General features: G+C 66.5%; 16 protein-coding genes and 1 tRNA gene. 7 read left to right on the top strand and 10 right to left on the bottom strand.

Annotated features, from left to right (window positions below; genetic code table 11):
* Positions 1-17 precede the first annotated feature (17 nt).
* Positions 18-398: a hypothetical protein gene (locus QGN31_RS20890; RefSeq protein WP_026071406.1), complete on the top strand. Its 381-nt coding sequence runs from the start codon at positions 18-20 to the stop codon at positions 396-398.
* Between the two features lie 45 nt (positions 399-443).
* On the opposite strand, the gene QGN31_RS20885 is transcribed toward QGN31_RS20890, so the two are convergent.
* Positions 444-659, bottom strand: a complete 216-nt coding sequence (locus QGN31_RS20885) for a hypothetical protein (protein WP_080587915.1) — start codon at positions 657-659, stop codon at positions 444-446.
* Positions 660-1,548: 889 nt separating this feature from the next.
* Here QGN31_RS20885 and QGN31_RS20880 point away from each other — a divergent pair.
* Entirely contained in the window at positions 1,549-2,778 is a 1,230-nt protein-coding gene (locus QGN31_RS20880) for a PPE family protein (protein WP_020188652.1), read from the top strand.
* 35 nt (positions 2,779-2,813) lie between these two features.
* A complete protein-coding gene (locus QGN31_RS20875) occupies positions 2,814-4,190 on the top strand; it encodes a PPE family protein (protein WP_014381866.1) in 1,377 nt (458 codons plus the stop codon).
* Positions 4,191-4,217: 27 nt separating this feature from the next.
* Here QGN31_RS20875 and QGN31_RS20870 read toward each other — a convergent pair whose 3' ends face one another.
* The 7 genes from QGN31_RS20870 to QGN31_RS20840 all read right to left on the bottom strand — a co-directional run bounded on the left by QGN31_RS20870 (position 4,218) and on the right by QGN31_RS20840 (position 9,999).
* Positions 4,218-4,610 (bottom strand): hypothetical protein, encoded by a 393-nt coding sequence (locus QGN31_RS20870; RefSeq protein WP_080552569.1) that lies wholly within the window; start codon positions 4,608-4,610, stop codon positions 4,218-4,220.
* Positions 4,611-4,750: 140 nt separating this feature from the next.
* Positions 4,751-4,823: transfer RNA gene (locus tag QGN31_RS20865), tRNA-Arg, on the bottom strand.
* A 48-nt stretch (positions 4,824-4,871) separates the two neighbouring features.
* Positions 4,872-5,696 (bottom strand): LLM class F420-dependent oxidoreductase, encoded by an 825-nt coding sequence (locus tag QGN31_RS20860; RefSeq protein WP_014941332.1) that lies wholly within the window; start codon positions 5,694-5,696, stop codon positions 4,872-4,874.
* 8 nt (positions 5,697-5,704) lie between these two features.
* Entirely contained in the window at positions 5,705-6,784 is a 1,080-nt protein-coding gene (locus QGN31_RS20855; protein WP_043954474.1) for a poly-gamma-glutamate hydrolase family protein, read from the bottom strand.
* The gene (locus QGN31_RS20850; protein WP_008253939.1) at positions 6,785-8,011 is read right to left on the bottom strand and encodes an Nramp family divalent metal transporter; all 1,227 of its coding nucleotides are present in this window, start codon (positions 8,009-8,011) and stop codon (positions 6,785-6,787) included. It abuts the gene before it with no gap.
* 95 nt (positions 8,012-8,106) lie between these two features.
* On the bottom strand, positions 8,107-9,183 hold the full coding sequence (locus QGN31_RS20845; protein WP_009953041.1) for an NAD(P)H-dependent amine dehydrogenase family protein: 1,077 nt from the start codon (positions 9,181-9,183) through the stop codon (positions 8,107-8,109).
* A 24-nt stretch (positions 9,184-9,207) separates the two neighbouring features.
* Positions 9,208-9,999 carry an SDR family oxidoreductase gene (locus QGN31_RS20840; RefSeq protein WP_009953043.1) on the bottom strand — a complete coding sequence of 264 codons (792 nt, stop codon included), beginning with the start codon at positions 9,997-9,999 and terminating at the stop codon, positions 9,208-9,210.
* A gap of 239 nt (positions 10,000-10,238) precedes the next feature.
* On the opposite strand from QGN31_RS20840, the gene pstS (QGN31_RS20835) reads away from it, so the two are divergent.
* From pstS (QGN31_RS20835) to pstA, 4 genes are all read left to right on the top strand, one after another.
* A complete protein-coding gene (gene pstS / locus QGN31_RS20835) occupies positions 10,239-11,345 on the top strand; it encodes a phosphate ABC transporter substrate-binding protein PstS (protein ID WP_085976428.1) in 1,107 nt (368 codons plus the stop codon).
* A gap of 253 nt (positions 11,346-11,598) precedes the next feature.
* Complete coding sequence (gene pstS, locus QGN31_RS20830) at positions 11,599-12,711, top strand: phosphate ABC transporter substrate-binding protein PstS (protein WP_014941334.1); 1,113 nt, start codon at positions 11,599-11,601, stop codon at positions 12,709-12,711.
* A gap of 6 nt (positions 12,712-12,717) precedes the next feature.
* Complete coding sequence (pstC, locus tag QGN31_RS20825) at positions 12,718-13,716, top strand: phosphate ABC transporter permease subunit PstC (RefSeq protein ID WP_014379265.1); 999 nt, start codon at positions 12,718-12,720, stop codon at positions 13,714-13,716.
* A 48-nt stretch (positions 13,717-13,764) separates the two neighbouring features.
* A complete protein-coding gene (pstA, locus tag QGN31_RS20820) occupies positions 13,765-14,667 on the top strand; it encodes a phosphate ABC transporter permease PstA (protein ID WP_008253952.1) in 903 nt (300 codons plus the stop codon).
* A 15-nt stretch (positions 14,668-14,682) separates the two neighbouring features.
* Here pstA and ku read toward each other — a convergent pair whose 3' ends face one another.
* A complete protein-coding gene (ku, locus tag QGN31_RS20815; RefSeq protein WP_008253954.1) occupies positions 14,683-15,612 on the bottom strand; it encodes a non-homologous end joining protein Ku in 930 nt (309 codons plus the stop codon).
* Positions 15,613-15,766: 154 nt separating this feature from the next.
* Positions 15,767-16,690 (bottom strand): carbohydrate kinase family protein, encoded by a 924-nt coding sequence (locus tag QGN31_RS20810; protein WP_014383905.1) that lies wholly within the window; start codon positions 16,688-16,690, stop codon positions 15,767-15,769.
* Between the last annotated feature and the right edge of the window lie 4 nt (positions 16,691-16,694).

The following is a 16,694-nucleotide window of genomic DNA, read 5'->3' as shown; positions in this document are numbered from 1 at the left end:
GTGAGAGGAGGGCGATGATGATCGCCTTGGAGTATCACGACAACTGTTGCGGTCTTGCTGATCCGCTCACTCCTCTCGCCGCGGCCGCGTTACCCGACGACGTGCCTGTCTCATCGGCGGGCGAACTGCGGGAGAGCGGTGACGGCGCGGACGATCACACGGTGTTCGATGGGCACCGCCCGGATTATTGGACCGTGGGCAGGCCGGGGCTCCGAGACATCGAGGTGTGCATCGAGAGCGCCCGCGCGGACGGCGCCATCAGTCTGGGCCTGGTGGTCAACGGTTTGGATTGCAGCGGGCTCCCGATTGACCAGGCGCTTTCGCTCGCAGACGCCCGGGGGGATGCGGGCGTCTGCGGCGTTAGCTGCCGGGGAGGCGGACACCTCAAGGCCAGTTAGTCAGCGGCTGAGGGAATTTCGCGGGGCGAGGTCACGCGGTATCGGCTACGGAGGCAGCGGAATCCACCGCTTGCCATCCGTTGTCCATCCGCACGGCAGGTAGTTCCAGTGCGCCGGCGGATTGGGATCGAAACTCAGGCACTTCGGTGCGTAGAACGAAGGGGCGGGAGGAGGCGGTGGCGGCTGGTCCTCAGCGTGTGCGATCGCCCCGCTGAGCATTAAAGCCCCAACGGCCATCTGTGTGGCGACTAGCTTCCGCATCGCAGGCCCGGCAAGTGCTATGCCCCAACGAAGCGACGGTCGCTACGTTTCTTCCCTTACGCGCACGGTATCGATGGTAGTCCGCATTCCTGCGCTTTGTGGGACTTGATTGCATTTGCTCTGGGCTTTTCGGGGTGCCGCTCTGGTGGGGGTCGTGAGCGGGTTTGCGCAGGTGCGGACGCGCGCCGACCTGCCGGTATGGCGTGAACGCAAACTGGACACGGCCTGACCGGAATAAGTACGATCGTGGTCTGTCATTTATCTGATATGCAAGCAGGAGCACCGCGATGAGATATGTCGATGAGGGTTCGCCGTCATCGACGGCGGTGAGCGCTTGTCCAATCGCCCCGCGCAGTTTTACCCCCTTGGCCGGCCGCCCGCTCGGGCGGATGCGGCTGTGCCTCGCCTCGGTCGCCCGTGAGCAAACACGCCAAGACAGCTGGCGCGCAATTGAAATCATCGCCAATACGCACAACCGCCGCGTCGAGTCCTATCTGCAGCGTCGGCGGCACCGCCCGTGGCGCAACCGGGGTTCCTAGCCTTCGGCTTTGACCGTCATGTCGACGACGGTTGGCGTCGCTTCGTCACGCCGATGATGCGCACACCGGTGTCCAGCTAGCAAGTTCACACCGCGGCAACGTATCTGGTCGCGGCATCGGTACTAGGCATGTCAGCTCTGCCGTGGGATGCATGTTCCCGTCGTTGAATCAGTCCGCGCTACAACGCTAACGGGACATCGCCGGGGCCGCAGCGGATAACCGCTCTCACGATCCGGCCGAGTCGCGCGTCTATAGGGCGCGGTTACAGAAGTTCATCAAATCATTCAGGCGATGCAGCGGTCGACTCACGTCGCCCTCGGGCGTCCCGCAACGAGTTATGAGGTATAGCAATGGATTTCGGAGTGATGCCGCCGGAGGTCAACTCCGGTCGAATGTACTCTGGCCCCGGGGCGGGGCCGATGCTGGCCGCCGCCGCGGCCTGGGAAGCGCTGGCAGCTCAGTTGCACGCCGCCGCAGCGTCTTACGAGTCGGTGATCTCGAACCTGACCGCCGGGTGGCGCGGTCCTTCATCGAGCATGATGGCCGCCGCGGCGGCGCCGTATGCGGCATGGATGAGTGCGACCGCCGCCCAGGCCGAGCAGACCGCCAGCCAGGCGAGGGCGGCGGTGGTCGCGTACGAGGCGGCGTTCCTCGCGACGGTGCCGCCACCGGTCATCGCGGCCAATCGGGCGCAGTTGATGGCGCTGATCGCGACCAATTTTCTGGGTCAGAACACCCCGGCGATCATGGCCACCGAGGCCCAGTACGCCGAGATGTGGGCCCAGGATGCCGCGGCGATGTACGGCTACGCCGGTGCCTCGGCGGCCGCCGCGCAGGTGACGCCATTCGCCCCGCCGCCGCGTAGCACCAATCCGGCCGGGACCGCGGGACAGGCCGCCGCCGTCGCGCAGGCCACCGGCGGCTCGGTCGCGACGAACACGGAATCGGCTCTCCCGCAACTGATGTCGTCCGTACCGCAATCGTTGCAGACCCTGACAACGCCTGCCGCCGCCGCCGATCCACCATCGCTGCTGTCAGCATTCGACTCGGCGCTCACGGGCCCGTTGGGTCCGGTGTCATTGTTCGGCATCGGCGGCAGCCCGTATCTGCTGGGCGTCGAAAACTACCTGGTGCCCCAAAACGTGGCGAATGTGAACAGTGCCCGGCAAAGGCTGGACCGGGACCGGTCGGCGCTGGGGCGGTTGGGTGGCGAGGTCAATTCGGGGACGCAAATGGTGAGCTCGCCGAGAGCCGCTGGAACCGGAATGTCGCCGGGCATCGGTCGTGCCGGCGTCGTCGGGCGCTTGTCGGTGCCGCCGGGATGGGCGGCGGCCGCCCCGGAGATCCGGTCGGTCGCCACGGTGATTCCACAAACCGCTTTTGCCGGCGCTCCTTCGGCCCTCGCGGCCGAAGGAGAGGGATCGCTGTTCTCCAGCATGGCCGCGTCGGGTCTGGTCGGGCGCGCCATGGCCGCCACCGGCGGTGGCTCCGCGCGGGCATCGGGCATCGGCGCCGGTTTCGGGCGCGCCGCGACCACGGCCACGATCATCGTCATCAACGCGGACGACCCGCAGGAATAGCACGGACTACTTATCGCGAAGAACAAGGAGTGACAATGGATTTCGGAGCATTTCCGCCGGAGATCAACTCTGGTCGAATGTACGCCGGTGAAGGCGCAGGCTCAATGTTGGCCGCGGCGTCGGCATGGGATGGGTTGGCCGCCCAACTGCACTCTGCGGCGACGTCGTATGAGTCGGTGATCTCGAACTTGACCAGCGGTTGGCAGGGGCCGTCCTCGCTGACCATGGCCGGTGCGGCCGCGCCGTATGCGGCGTGGATGAGCACGACCGCCGCTCAAGCCGAACAGGCCGCCTCTCGAGCCAGAGCGGCCGCGGCGGCGTACGAGGCCGCGTTCACCGCGACGGTGCCCCCGGTGGCGATCGCGGAGAACCGCGGCCGGCTGGCGTCGCTGGTGGCGACGAACCTTCTCGGGCAGAACACCGCCGCCATCGCGGCCACCGAGGCGGAGTACGCACAGATGTGGGCGCAAGACGCCGCCGCGATGTACGGCTACGCCGGATCTTCGGCGATCGCTGCGCAATTGGAGCCCTTCAACGCGCCACCGCAAACCACCAACCCAGCGGGAGGAGCCGGCCAATCGGGCGCGGTCGCCCAAGCCGCCGGTACGGCGCCCGCCAACGCGCAGTCGGCCTTGGCGCAGCTGATGTCGTCGACCCCGCGAACGCTGCAAAGCTTCGCGTCGCCTTCCGCATTGCCGGCGGCCGATCCGTCGTCATTGGCGACATGGTTGAACAACCTGAATTCCACGCCGTTGGCGAAGATCGCCGCGAACATCGAGTTCGTCACCAAAGGCATCCGCCCGGTCAACGACACGTTGCTGAGCCTCAGTTTGGGCCTGGTGGCAACGGCACGGACGTGGGGTGACACCGCCGTCGAACTCGAAGGGCCGCTGTTCGCTTCGCTGGGTTCGAGCACCCCGGCCGCAGGAGCCGTTGGCGCGTCTGCGGTGACCGCAGGTCTCGGCAATGCGGGTCTGGCGGGGGCGTTGTCGGTACCGCCGAGCTGGGCCGTGGCCAGTCCCGCGGTCAAGCTGGCCGCCACCGTGTTGGAGTACACCAGCGCGGGTGCCGCGCCGACGGTCGCGGCCGGCGCCGGTGCCCTCGGTCAGATGGGCCTGGCGGGCCTGGCCGGAGGAGCGCTGGGCGGTGCGGTGCCCCGCGCGGTCGCCGCAAGCCCCACCCGGGGATTGGGCCGCCGCTCGTCGGACAACGACGACAAGACCCCGGACAAACTGAAGACGGTCCTGGCGGAACTGCAGGAGGCGCCGGAGTCTGTTCAGCACTGGCACACCGACAAGGCGCACCTGGAAAGCCTTTTGGATCAGCTGTCGAAGAAGCCGGGTGTCCACGCGGTGCACTTGTCCTCGGCCGACAAGTCCAAGGTCACACCGCCACGGGCAACGTGGGGCTAGTGAGAAGGGGCCTAACTCACCACCGGCTTATCTTGTTGAAGCATTTGCGCGTTGTTGATTGGCCAACGCAGCAAGGCCTAAGCCAAGAAACAGCGCTGCGCCACCCCCGGTAACGAATGCGCCGGCTGGCGGCAAGGTCTGGCGTTGGACGCCGCGGAGTGCTGCAACGATGTCCAGTGCGTCGGTGAGCAGCCCCAATTGCAACGCCCGGGTGCGCAGCTGCTGTGACGGGTCCGTGACCGCGAGCGCCAGAGTCAGTTCGCGAGACCCGAACAACTGAGTAATGAATGGCTGCTGTCTCGCGGAAGCGAGCCCAAACAGACGCGCCGCCCTCGCCGGTACAGCCCATGCGGCGACACCGGTGGCGAATCGCAGTGCGGCGAATGTGGGGATGAGGGCGCTGTTCGGTGCAGTGGTCATAGGAACATCCTCGTCCTCAACTCCCTCATCTAGGGAGTGTCAAGGATCAGCCGAAGTAGCTGTCAAGCATCAGCCGAAACACCGTCAAGCATCACCCGAAGGCGAAACGACATGCATCAACCGACGTCATACAACAAAAGTGCCCCCGGCAGGATTCGAACCTGCGACACCGGCTTTAGGAGAGCCGTGCTCTATCCCCTGAGCTACGAGGGCGGACGGCCTGAGCTTACCGGGCTGGATCAAAAGCCGAGGGCCACGGCGTCAGCGCAGTTCGGCGATCACCTTCGAGAAGTTCTCGATGTTGTTGTCCTGCACGGTGAAGGATGAGACACCGTACTTGTCGCGGTACGCGATCAACGTCTCGGCGATTTCGCGGGGGGAACCGCTGAGCACCGAGGGCTGGGACAGGATCTCCTCATCGGACAGGTCCGGCGCGTAGCTGCGGGTCAGCTTCAGGTCCGGCTCGGTCTCGCCGACCCGCGGCATCGCCGTGATCGCCAGATTCAGCTCCAGGGCATCGAAGCGATCTCCCGCGGCGTTGCGGACGAAATCGACACGTTCGGCGAACGGGTCCTCGACCGCGCGCACGTTGGAGCCGGTCAGGCCGATGATGTCGGCGTTGCGGGCGGCGATGGTCAGCACCCGGTCGCCGTTGCCGGCGATGATGAGCGGCGTCGACGGGTGGTGTTCCTTCAGGTACTTCGTCATGTGTTCGAGGTAGTCGACGCGGGCACCGGCGCTGGGATAGGGGATCTCGGCGGCTTCGAACTCTTCGCGGACGTAGCCGGTGCCCAGCCCGATTTCGAGGCGGCCGTCGCTGAGCAGATCGAGGGCCTGCATGTCCCGGCTGAGCAGGGCCGGCTTGTAGAAGGCGGAGTTGAGCACATACATGCTCAGCTTCAGCGTGGTGGTGACCATCGCGACCGCGGTCAGCGTCGGGAAGGGCGCCGCCGCGCCCAAATGGTCCGGCACACAAAGGATGTCGAAACCGGCGTCTTCAGCCCGCTTGGCCTTGTCGAGCAGCGCCTCGCGGGACTTGAAGAACCGCATGCTCATTCCGAAGCGAAAATCCTTGGCCACCAACAACCTCCGTTTTAGCGATCCGACGACATAGACCAACGACGAGCGGCCTCGGCCAGCCCTTGGATCAGCGCGCTGGTGACCGGCGACATACCGTCATCGCCGGGCAGCGGGCTGCGCGGGCTGATCCCGCGGACCCGCGCCGAGAGCTCCAGCTGGGTTCCGCCCTGACGCACCCGGTTCACTGGGTTCCGCGGGTGCAGCCCGCGCAATTCCGGTGGCACGTCGTCGAGGTCGGTGATGACCTGATAGCCGGTCAGCCGGATTTGGCGGGCCAAATGGGCAGCCAGCTCCCGGTTGCGACCACCGGCCAGCAGCTGTGTGCTGCGCCCGTCGCGGCCATAGCCGTGCAGCGACACCGCGACGTCGACATGGTCGAGGAAAGCGGCGAGCCGTGGCGACTCGGCCGGATCGAACAGGGCCGACGGCAGGTGATGCGGGTAGTGGTCGGGATGACGCACCACATAGACGGACGCACCGGCGGCCTCGGCGGCGCGCTCGGCGATCACGTCGGTCATCTCTTCCAGTCCGCCGCCGTGGATCGCCAAAAATCCGAAACGCGAACGCAATTGGCAGCTCTCGGCCACCCCGGGCTCGCTCAGCAACGCCGAAAACGACTGCGGCCCAGGCCCGCACGCCGCCGACGATTTCGGGCGCGGCCAGCCGGCCGGATCCCAGCGGCGCAAGAACTCGAGCCAGCGTGGGGGCAGCCCGTGCTGCGCGGCACCGTCGATGATGGTGGGCAGGTAACCCGGGCGGGGAGGCCCCGGCGTCACCCGGTGGTCGATGTAGACCCAGGCCGGTGACGGCCCGTCATCGGTGTGCACGGTCAGCCGGTCGCGCCGGTAGCGCACCGGCACACCCTCGGCGCTGTCCAAGGTCGCCAGGTCGCCGTCGGAGATCTGCCAGAGCACCCCATGCACCTGGTTTCCGGCCAACGGCTCGACGGTGGCCACGCCTCGCTGGTTGATCAGCCAGTCGTGATCGGCGAGGACCGCGGGCCGCGGATCTGCGGCGTCGGGACAGCGGCGCGCCATCTGCCGTACGCATAGGTTCGAGCCGTATGCGAAGTACAGATGACGCAGGGCCGGCATTCAGCCGGTCACCGTCAGCCAGACGAGCACCATGTTAAGCAGACTAATCAATATGCCGACGCCCCAGCCAAGAATCGTCGTGATGCGGTGGTTGGCGTCGTCGCCCATCAGCTCGCGGTTGCTCGTCAGCTTGATCAGAGGCAGCACCGCAAACGGAATGCCGAACGACAGCACCACCTGGGACAGCACCAACGCGCGGGTGGGGTCGAACCCGACCGCCAGGATCACCAGGGCGGGGCACAGGGTGATCAGGCGGCGCGCCACCATCGGGATCGACCGGTGCAGCAGCCCCTGCATGATCATGGCGCCGGCGTAGGCGCCCACCGACGAGGACGCCAGCCCGGACGCGAGGAGACCGATCGCGAACAGCACCGCGATGGTCGCCCCCAGCGTGTTGTGGATGGCGGAATAGGCGCCCTCGATGGAGGCGCTCACGTTGCGGTCCTGCAGGTTGATCGCGGCGACCAGCAGCATGGCGGCGTTCACCGTGCCGGCCACCGCCATCGCCAGGACGACGTCCCAGCGGGTGATCCGCAGCAGCAGGCGGCGATGCGACCCATGGTCGGGATGCCCGTGCCGGTCCAGCACCAGACCCGAATGCATGTACACCGCATGCGGCATCACGGTGGCCCCCAGGATCGCGGCGGCCAGCAGCACACTCTCGGTGCCGCGGAACCTCGGCACCAGGCCGCCCAGCACGTCGTGGGGCGGCGCGGTCTTGACGAAGAAGCTCGCCGCGAACCCGATCGCGATGACCAGCAGCAAGCCGGTGATGACCCGCTCGAAGATGATCTGTCCGCGCCGATCCTGAATGCCCAGCAACAGCAAGGCCACCACGCCGGTGATGAGCCCGCCGACCATCAGCGGCAAGCCGAACAGGATGTGTAGGGCGATGGCCCCGCCGACGACTTCGGCGGCGTCGGTGGCGATCGCCACGAGTTCGGCCTGCGCCCAATACACCAGCCGCAGTGGGCTGCTCATCCGCTTGCCCAGAGCGGCCGGCAACGATCGCCCGGTGACCAGCCCGAGCTTGGCCGACAGGTACTGCACCAGGCCCGCGAGGACGTTGGCCGCGACGATCACCCACAACAGCAGGTAGCCGTACTGTGAGCCGGCGCTGACGTTGGCCGCGACGTTTCCGGGGTCGACGTAGGCGATCGCGGCGACGAACGCGGGCCCGAGCAGATACCAGTTGCCCTTGAGCGAGCCCTGGGTGCGCTGCGCCAACGTGACCTCGATTCACTTCACCGAATAAGAAAGTGAGGTTAGTCGAACATCCCGTCGAGCTGCCCAGCGGCCGCGGTGTTTCGTGCCGTCCAGGCTCAGGCCGGACGGTAGAGCCCCTTGCCGGTGATCAGCGGCAAGTCGAGCGTGGTGACGATTCCCGGATCGGCGGCCACCACCGCGGGAATCGCGTTGACGACTCGCATCGCGGTGGCCACCAGCCCGGCGTGGTTGTGATCGCCCTTGCGGCTGCTCAGGCAGATGTCCATGGCGTACGACGGCTCGCCGGTGACCTCGATGCGGTAGGAGCCACCCTCCTGTGCGGGTTGCGGCCAGTCCGGGCACAGGTCCTCGCGCAGCCGGGTGACGTGTTCGAGGACGACGACGGGATCGCCGTTGACCATGCCGAACACCTCGAAGCGCAGCGCCGCGGCGGTGCCCTTGGCGATATGGCCCGAGGCGATGTCGAAGTCCTCCGGGGCGGGTACGCGCACGTGCGACTGGGTGACCTCGTCGAGCGAAATGCCAAGGCCCGCCGCCATTTGCCGGATCACCGAGCCCCACGCCAGGCTGAGCACACCGGGCTGCAGCAACATGGGAATTTCGTCGAGTGGCTTGCCGAATCCCATGACGTCGAACATGACCGCCGCACTGTCATAGGTGGCGTAGTCGACGATCTCCATGCACCGGATCTGCTGGATGCTCTGGCAGGTGCCGGCCAGCGCCAGGGGCAGCAGGTCGTTGGCGAAGCCCGGGTCGATGCCGTTGACGTAGAGGCTTGAATTGCCTTCGCGCGCTGCGTCTTCCAGCGGCTTGATCAGCTCCTCGGGGATCACCTGCCACGGATACTGCAAGAAGACGGGGCCGCTGCCGACGATATTGATCCCGGCCGCCAGCACGCGCCGGTAATCCTCGAGCGCCTCGGGCAACCGGTTGTCGGCCAGCGCGTTGTACACCGCGCACTGCGGCCCGGTGGCGAGCACGGCGTCCAGGTTGGTGCTGGCGAGCACCCCCGTCGCCTCCGCAAGCCCGGCGAGCTCGGCGGCGTCCTTGCCCGCCTTGGCGTCGGACGACACCCACACGCCTTTCAGGTCGAACTCCGGATTGGTGATGAGCGCGCGCAGCGCGTGGATACCGACGTTGCCGGTGCCCAGTTGGACGACGGGGATGGACATGACGTGCTCCTTAGCGGTCGTGGGTCACAGGTCCGGGACGGGGATGTCGAGATTGGGGAAGGTGAGGCCGCCGTCGACCTCGAGGGTCTTGCCGGTCAGGAAGTTGCCGGCGGGAGACGCCAAATAGACTGCCGCAGCGGCAATGTCGACCGGATCGCCCAGCCGGCGCATCGGGGTGGCCTTCTCCATCGGAGACCGCAGCTCGTCGTTGGAGGCGACCACGTCCAGCGCCGAGGTGAGGATCGATCCCGGCGCGATCGCGTTGACCCGAATCCGTGGGCACAGGTCCAGGGCGGTCAGCCGGGTGTAGTGGGACAGCGCGGCCTTGGCGGTGCCGTAGGCCGCGAAGCCACGTCCGGCCAGCCGGCCCATGGTCGAGGTGATGTTGATGATGCTGCCGCCGCCGGAGTGCTCGAGCATCAACGGCACCGCAGCCACTGTGAGCGCGTGGGCGGTGCCGACGTTGAAGGTGAAGGCGTCTTTGAGATCCTTCGTCGAGGTCGTCAACAACGTGTTGGGCATGGTTCCCCCGACGTTGTTGACGACGATGTCTAGTTTCCCGAATGCCTCGACGGCCTGGCCGGCCAGCTCGGCGGTGGATTCCGGATGCGCCAGGTCGGCGGCCACGACGTGGGCGCGGCGCCCGGCGGCGCGGACCTGTTCGGCGACGGCCTCTAGTTGGGATTCGGTTCGCGAGGCGATGAGGACGTCGGCGCCTGCCTCGGCGAACGCCAGCGCGATGGCCGCCCCCAGGCCGCGGCCTGCACCGGTGATGACGGCGACTTTGTCGTCGAGACGGAACCTGTCAAGGATCATGGCGGCCTCTCTTCGTTTCGGTGTCAGGCGACACGGTAGCAAGCCGCGGCGGCGCGGATAAGGCATTTCTAGAACAAGTTCTATTTTTCTATGCGGGGCCGGTTCCGATGCGGCCGTCGGGGCGGCGGCCCGGTGTCGGTGACGTTGCGCGCGTTGCCAGACCATTTGCCCGTCGTTCACCTTGGTGGGGTTAGCTCGGTGACGCCGATCTTTGTGGTCCTTACCCGTGAGGAAGAGACTTGGGACGCAACCGTTTTGGTGCTGTGCTGGGCGTCCTGACAGCCGCTGCGCTGGTGTTGTCGGGATGCGGATTCCACGACAGCACGGCCCGGGGAAGCGGGGCGGGCGTGTCGGGCGTGGTCAATTGCGGCGGCAAGCAGGCCCTGACGGCGGCGGGCTCGAGCGCCCAGGCCAACGCGATGACCCGATTCTCCGGCGCCTTCGAGCACGCTTGCCCCGGTCAGACGCTGAATTACACACCCAATGGCTCCGGCGCGGGAATCGGCCAATTCACCGGAAACCAAATCGATTTCGCGGGTTCGGATTCACCGTTGGCCCCGATCGAATACTTCGCGGCGCGGACCCGATGCGGTTCGCCGGCGTGGAATCTGCCCGTGGTCTTCGGCCCGATCGCGATCACCTACAACGTCAGGGGCGTCAGCTCGCTGATCCTCGACGGGCCCACCGCCGCCAAAATCTTCAAGGGCGCCATCACTGCCTGGGACGACCCGGCGATCGCAGCGCTGAACCCGGGTACCGCGCTGCCCGCCGAGCCCATCCGTGTCGTGTTCCGCGGCGACGAGTCCGGCACCACCGACAATTTCCAGAAATACCTGGACTCCGCGTCCGACGGCGTGTGGGACAAGGGCATCGGCAAGACGTTCCACGGTGGGGTCGGGCAGGGCGCCGACGGCAACGGCGGTACGTCGGCGGCCGTCCGGGCGACCGAAGGATCGGTCACCTACAACGAATGGTCGTTCGGTCTGGCGCAGAAGCTGACGATGGCCAGGATCGTCACCTCGGCCGGGCCCGAGGCGGTGGGCATCAGCGCCGGATCGGTCGGGAAAACGATCTCCGGTGCCACCCTCACCGGGCAGGGCAACGACTTGGTGGTGGACACCTTCTCGTTCTACAAGCCGACCCGGCCCGGTTCCTACCCGATCGTGTTGGCGACCTACGAGATTGTGTGTTCGAAGTATCCCGACCCGCAGGTCGGCGCGGCCGTAAAGGCGTTCCTGCAAAGCACCATCGGTGCCGGCCAGAATGGCTTGGTGGACAACGGGTATATCCCGGTGCCGGAGTCGTTCAAGTCCCGGCTGTCGGATGCGATCAACGCCATCGCGTGATGTCAGCAACCAGTCGGCGGCCCCTCGGAGGGCCGGGTGGGGCCTTTGCTGACGAACACCGGCCAGGCGACGTCGCGGTGTGCTGCGGCCGACGTCGCGACCCCCCGCCGACGCGTTCAGCGGTGATCGCCGAAAAGTTTGCTCAACGTTCAATTGTTACTGTTACGTTCGTGGCCGCGATACCGGCTGGTCGGCGCGCTACGGTTAACTGACCGGCCGCGACCATGTTTCATCCCTACCGTGAGGAAGCGAATTGAAACTCAACCGATTTGGCGCCGTGCTGAGTGCCTTGAGCGTTACTGCGCTGGCGTTGTCGGGGTGCGGCAGCGACAACAACGGGTCCGGCGCCAGTGCGCCGACCGGCTCGTCGTCGGGCAAGGTGAATTGTGGCGGGAAGAAGGCCCTCAAGGCCAGCGGGTCGACGGCCCAGGCCAACGCGATGACCCGCTTTGTCAACGCGTTCGAGCAGGCCTGCCCCGGCCAGACGCTGAACTACACGGCCAACGGATCCGGTGCGGGAATCAGCGAATTTAACGGCAACCAAACGGATTTCGGTGGTTCTGACTCGCCGCTGGCGGCCAACGAATACGCCGCCGCGCAGCAGCGGTGCGGTTCGCCGGCCTGGAATCTGCCGGTCGTTTTCGGCCCGATCGCCATCACCTACAACGTGACGGGCCTGAACTCGCTCAGCCTCGACGGCCCCACGGCCGCCAAAATCTTCAACGGCTCGATCACAACGTGGAACGACCCCGCGATTCAGGCCCTCAACCCCGGTGCCACATTGCCCGACGTGCCGATTCACGTCGTCTTCCGCAACGACGAGTCCGGCACCACCGACAATTTCCAGAAATATCTCGACGCCGCCGCGGACGGAGCATGGGGCAAGGGCGCCGGAAAGACCTTCAAGGGCGGCGTCGGTGAGGGAGCCAAGGGCAACGACGGCACGTCGGCGGCGATCAAGGCCACCGAAGGATCCATCACCTATAACGAATGGTCGTTTGCCCAGGCACAGAAACTGAACATGGCCAAGATCATCACCTCGGCCGGCCCGGACGCGGTGTCGATCAGCGCCGAATCGGTGGGCAAGACGATTGCTGGGGCCAAAATCTCCGGCCAGGGCAACGACCTGGTGCTCGACACGCTGTCGTTCTACAAACCCAAGCAGGCCGGTTCCTACCCGATCGTGCTGGCGACCTACGAGATCGTGTGCTCGAAGTACCCCGACTCCGGGGTCGGTGCGGCGGTGAAGGGATTCCTGCAAAGCACCATCGGCGCCGGGCAAAATGGCCTGGCCGACAATGGCTACATTCCGATCCCCGACGCGTTCAAGGCGAGGCTGTCTTCTTCGATCAACGCCATCACATAACCTGAGGTGGTCGTGACACGAGGAACAGCAACCAGCCCGTCGACCGCGGAAAAACCGGCATCAACGGCGCTGAATGCACGCGTGTCGCGGCGGGGCGACCGGATCTTCAAGCTGGTCGCCGCGGCCGCTGGTTCCACGATCGTGGTCGCCATCCTGTTGATCGCGGTGTTCCTGTTGCTGCGCGCCCTGCCGTCGTTGCGCGTCAATCACGCAAACTTCTTCACCAGCGCCGAGTTCAGCACCAGCAACCCCCACAACCTGGCCTTCGGCATCCGTGACCTGCTCATGGTCACGGTGCTCAGTTCGCTCACCGCGCTGGTGCTGTCCGTGCCCATCGCGGTCGGTATCGCCGTGTTCCTCACCCAATACGCGCCGAAGCGGCTGGGGCGCCCGTTCGGCGCGGTGGTGGACCTGCTGGCCGCGGTGCCGTCGATCATCTTCGGGCTCTGGGGAATCTTCGTCCTGGCCCCCCGGCTCGAGCCGGTCGCGGCGTTTCTCAATCGGCACCTCGGATGGTTTTTCCTGTTCAAACAGGGCAACGTGTCGTTGGCCGGCGGCGGCACCATCTTCACCGCCGGCGTCGTGCTCTCGGTGATGATCCTGCCGATCGTCACGTCGGTCTCGCGCGAGGTGTTTCGGCAGACCCCCCACATCCAGATGGAAGCGGCGCAGGCGCTGGGCGCCACCAAGTGGGAGGTGGTGCGGATGACCGTGCTGCCGTTCGGCCGCAGCGGCGTCATCGCCGCCTCGATGCTGGGGTTGGGACGCGCGCTGGGCGAGACCGTGGCTGTGCTGATCATTCTGCGTTCGGCCGCCCGCCCGGGGAATTGGTCGCTGTTCGACGGTGGCTACACGTTTGCCTCCAAGATCGCGTCGGCGGCCGCGGAGTTCAGCGCACCGCTGCCCACCGGGGCGTACATTTCGGCGGGATTCGCCCTGTTCGTGCTGACGTTTATCGTCAACGCGCTGGCCCGCGCGATCGCCGGCGGCAAGGTCAACGGATGACGCGCGCCGCGACGATGCAGAGCGAAGCGATGAGGAGAAGCGGCGCTCATGACGGTTGACGCGCTCGACCGGCCGGTCAAGGCCGAGGTGTTCAGGCCGCTCAGCTTCCGGCGGCGGATCACCAACGGCGCCGCGACGATCTTCTTTCTCACCTCGTTCCTCATCGCGCTGGTGCCGCTGTTCTGGGTGCTGTCGATCGTGGTCGCACGGGGCTGGTACGCCGTGACCCGGTCGGGGTGGTGGACCCACTCGCTGCGCGGCGTGCTGCCCGAACAGTTCCTCGGCGGCGTCTATCACGCGCTGTACGGGACGCTGGTGCAGGCCGGGGTGGCCGCCGTGCTGGCCGTGCCGCTGGGCCTGATGACCGCGGTCTTCCTCGTCGAATACGGTTCTGGCCGCCTGGTGCGGCTGACCACCTTCATGGTCGACGTGCTGGCCGGGGTCCCCTCGATCGTCGCGGCCCTGTTCATCTTCAGCCTCTGGATCGCCACCCTGGGCTTCCAGCAGAGCTCTTTTGCGGTGTCGCTCGCGCTGGTCTTGCTGATGCTGCCGGTGGTGGTGCGCTCCGCCGAGGAAATGCTGCGGCTGGTGCCCGACGACCTGCGCGAGGCCAGCTACGCGCTGGGTGTGCCGAAATGGAAGACCATCGTTTCGATCGTCTTTCCGATCGCGATGCCCGGCATCGTCTCGGGCATCTTGTTGTCCATCGCGCGGGTGATCGGCGAAACCGCGCCGGTGCTGGTGCTGGTCGGCTACAGCAGGTCGATCAACTTCGACATCTTCCACGGCAACATGGCCTCGCTGCCGCTGCTGATCTACACCGAGCTCACCAACCCCGAACACGCCGGATTCCTGCGGATCTGGGGTGCGGCGCTGACGCTCATCATCATGGTCGCCGTGATCAACGTCGTCGCCGCGGCCACCCGATTTCTGGCGACCCGCAAACGCTGACCGAGGCGCGTCGGGTCAGGACTTCGAGGCCGCTTTCTTGGCCGGAGTCTTCTTGGCGGCGGTCTTTTTCGCGGGTGCCTTCTTGGCGGCGGTCTTCTTCGCTGCGCTCTTTTTCGCGAGCGCCTTTTTCTCCGCTGCCTTGCCGTTGCCTCCACCGGAGCGCGCCTTCACGCTGGCCTCCAGCTTGGCCAGCAGATCGGAGACGTCTTCGGTCTCATCCAGCTCCTTGGGCTGCTCCTCGGTGGTAAACGCCTCTCCGCCTTCGAGTTTGGCTTGGACCAGCTCGTGCAGCTGCTCCTGGTAGTCGTCGTGGTAGCGGTCGGGGTTGAACTCCTCGGCCATCGAATCAACCACCTGCCCCGCCATTTTGAGCTCGGCGGGTTTGACCTCAACCTTCTTGTCGAGGATCGGGAAGTCCGGATCACGAATCTCGTCGGGCCACAACAACGTATGGATGACCATCACGTCGCGCTTGCCGAAGTCCTTGACCCGCAACGCCGCCAGCCGGGTCTTGTTGCGCAGCGTGAAGTGCACGATCGCCATCCGGTCCGTCTCCGCAAGCGTCTTGGCCAGCAGCACATAGGATTTCGACGATTTGGAGTCGGGCTCCAAAAAATAGCTGCGGTCGAACAGCATCGGATCCACATCGCTGGCCGGCACGAACTCCAGCACTTCGATCTCGCGGCTGCGTTCCTCGGGCAGCGTGGCGATGTCGTCGTCGGTGATGATGACCATCTGGCCGTCATCGGATTCGTAGGCCCGGGCGATGTCACGGTATTCGACGACTTCGCCGTCCACCTCGCACACGCGCTGGTATCGGATGCGGCCGTTGTCCTTGGCGTGCACCTGGTGGAACTTGATGTCGTGGTCCTGGGTGGCGCTGTACACCTTGACCGGGACGTTCACCAGCCCGAACGCGATGGAACCCTTCCAGATGGAGCGCATGTAAGTCAGTATGCCCACACTGTTCGCTGCCTAACAGCACCCCCGCCGCCGCGCCGCTGTTCAAAAGCCCGCGCCCGTAACGCCACGGCGAGATTGTCCTCGAATTTTCGCCGTGGCGTTACATCCGCGAGCGAAAGGGCCGCGCTCGAAGACACTAGCGGCGACGGTTTGCTTGGGCCCGCAGCGCGGCGCGATCGGGGAGGTCGGCGCCGGACCGCGAGACCGTCACCGCCGACGCCAGGCTGGCGGCTTGTAGTGCCGCCGTGAGCGCGTCGAGCCCGACCCGGCTCAGGGCGGCGCGGCGGTCGGCGCCCAACAGACCCAATTCCCACAGCGCATCGAGCAAACCGGCCATGAAGGCGTCGCCGGCACCGACGGTGTCGACCACCCGGACCGGCCTGGCCGCCACCCGGACATCGCCGGCCGCGCAGAACGCCACGGCGCCCCGGGCGCCCAGCGTCAGGACGACGATCGCGGGTCCCGACGCCAGCCACCCCCGGGCCGTGCGCTGCGGCTCGCGGTCGGGATCGATCCACTTCAAGTCCTCGTCACTGACCTTGACGATGTCGCTGCGCTCGACCAGGTGTGCGATGCGGGCCTGCGCGGCGTCACGGTCGGGAATCAGCGACGGTCGCACGTTGGGATCGAAGCTCACGGTGGCCGAGACGCGGTAAGCCTCGAGCAGCGCGGCGACCGCCAGGCACCCCGGTTCGCGCACGGCGGCGATCGACCCGGTGTGCACCAGCAGCGGCGGTGCCACCTCGGGCGTACCGGAAAGCCGCCATTGCAGATCGAATGTGTAAGCGGCCGAGCCGTCGTCGGCGATCGTCGCGACCGCGGCCGGCGTGCGTTCGGCCGAGACACTTCCCGGAACGAGTTGCACACCAGAGGATTTCAGGTCCGCGGCGATGCGCTGGCCGGATTCGTCGTCCGCGATATGGGTCAAGAAGTCGACGTGACGACCCAGCCGGGCCAGCCCGACCGCGACGTTGAGGGGGCTGCCGCCGACGTGCTCGACGGCGCCGCGCCGTTCGACCCTGTCGATCAGCGCTTCACCGATGACCAGCGCGCCGCCCATAGAC

Source organism: Mycobacterium sp. 2-64, assembly GCF_035918375.1.
Lineage (GTDB): Bacteria > Actinomycetota > Actinomycetes > Mycobacteriales > Mycobacteriaceae > Mycobacterium > Mycobacterium intracellulare.
This window is presented reverse-complemented; position numbering and strand designations above follow the sequence as displayed.

Coding starts and splice junctions, on each gene's coding strand:
- QGN31_RS20890 (WP_026071406.1), top strand. CDS start 18: ATGATCGCCTTGGAGTATCACGACAACTGTTGCGGTCTTGCTGATCCG.
- QGN31_RS20885 (WP_080587915.1), bottom strand. CDS start 659: ATGCGGAAGCTAGTCGCCACACAGATGGCCGTTGGGGCTTTAATGCTC.
- QGN31_RS20880 (WP_020188652.1), top strand. CDS start 1,549: ATGGATTTCGGAGTGATGCCGCCGGAGGTCAACTCCGGTCGAATGTAC.
- QGN31_RS20875 (WP_014381866.1), top strand. CDS start 2,814: ATGGATTTCGGAGCATTTCCGCCGGAGATCAACTCTGGTCGAATGTAC.
- QGN31_RS20870 (WP_080552569.1), bottom strand. CDS start 4,610: ATGACCACTGCACCGAACAGCGCCCTCATCCCCACATTCGCCGCACTG.
- QGN31_RS20855 (WP_043954474.1), bottom strand. CDS start 6,784: ATGCCGGCCCTGCGTCATCTGTACTTCGCATACGGCTCGAACCTATGC.
- QGN31_RS20845 (WP_009953041.1), bottom strand. CDS start 9,183: ATGTCCATCCCCGTCGTCCAACTGGGCACCGGCAACGTCGGTATCCAC.
- QGN31_RS20840 (WP_009953043.1), bottom strand. CDS start 9,999: ATGATCCTTGACAGGTTCCGTCTCGACGACAAAGTCGCCGTCATCACC.
- pstA (WP_008253952.1), top strand. CDS start 13,765: ATGACGGTTGACGCGCTCGACCGGCCGGTCAAGGCCGAGGTGTTCAGG.
- ku (WP_008253954.1), bottom strand. CDS start 15,612: ATGCGCTCCATCTGGAAGGGTTCCATCGCGTTCGGGCTGGTGAACGTC.
- QGN31_RS20810 (WP_014383905.1), bottom strand. CDS start 16,690: ATGGGCGGCGCGCTGGTCATCGGTGAAGCGCTGATCGACAGGGTCGAA.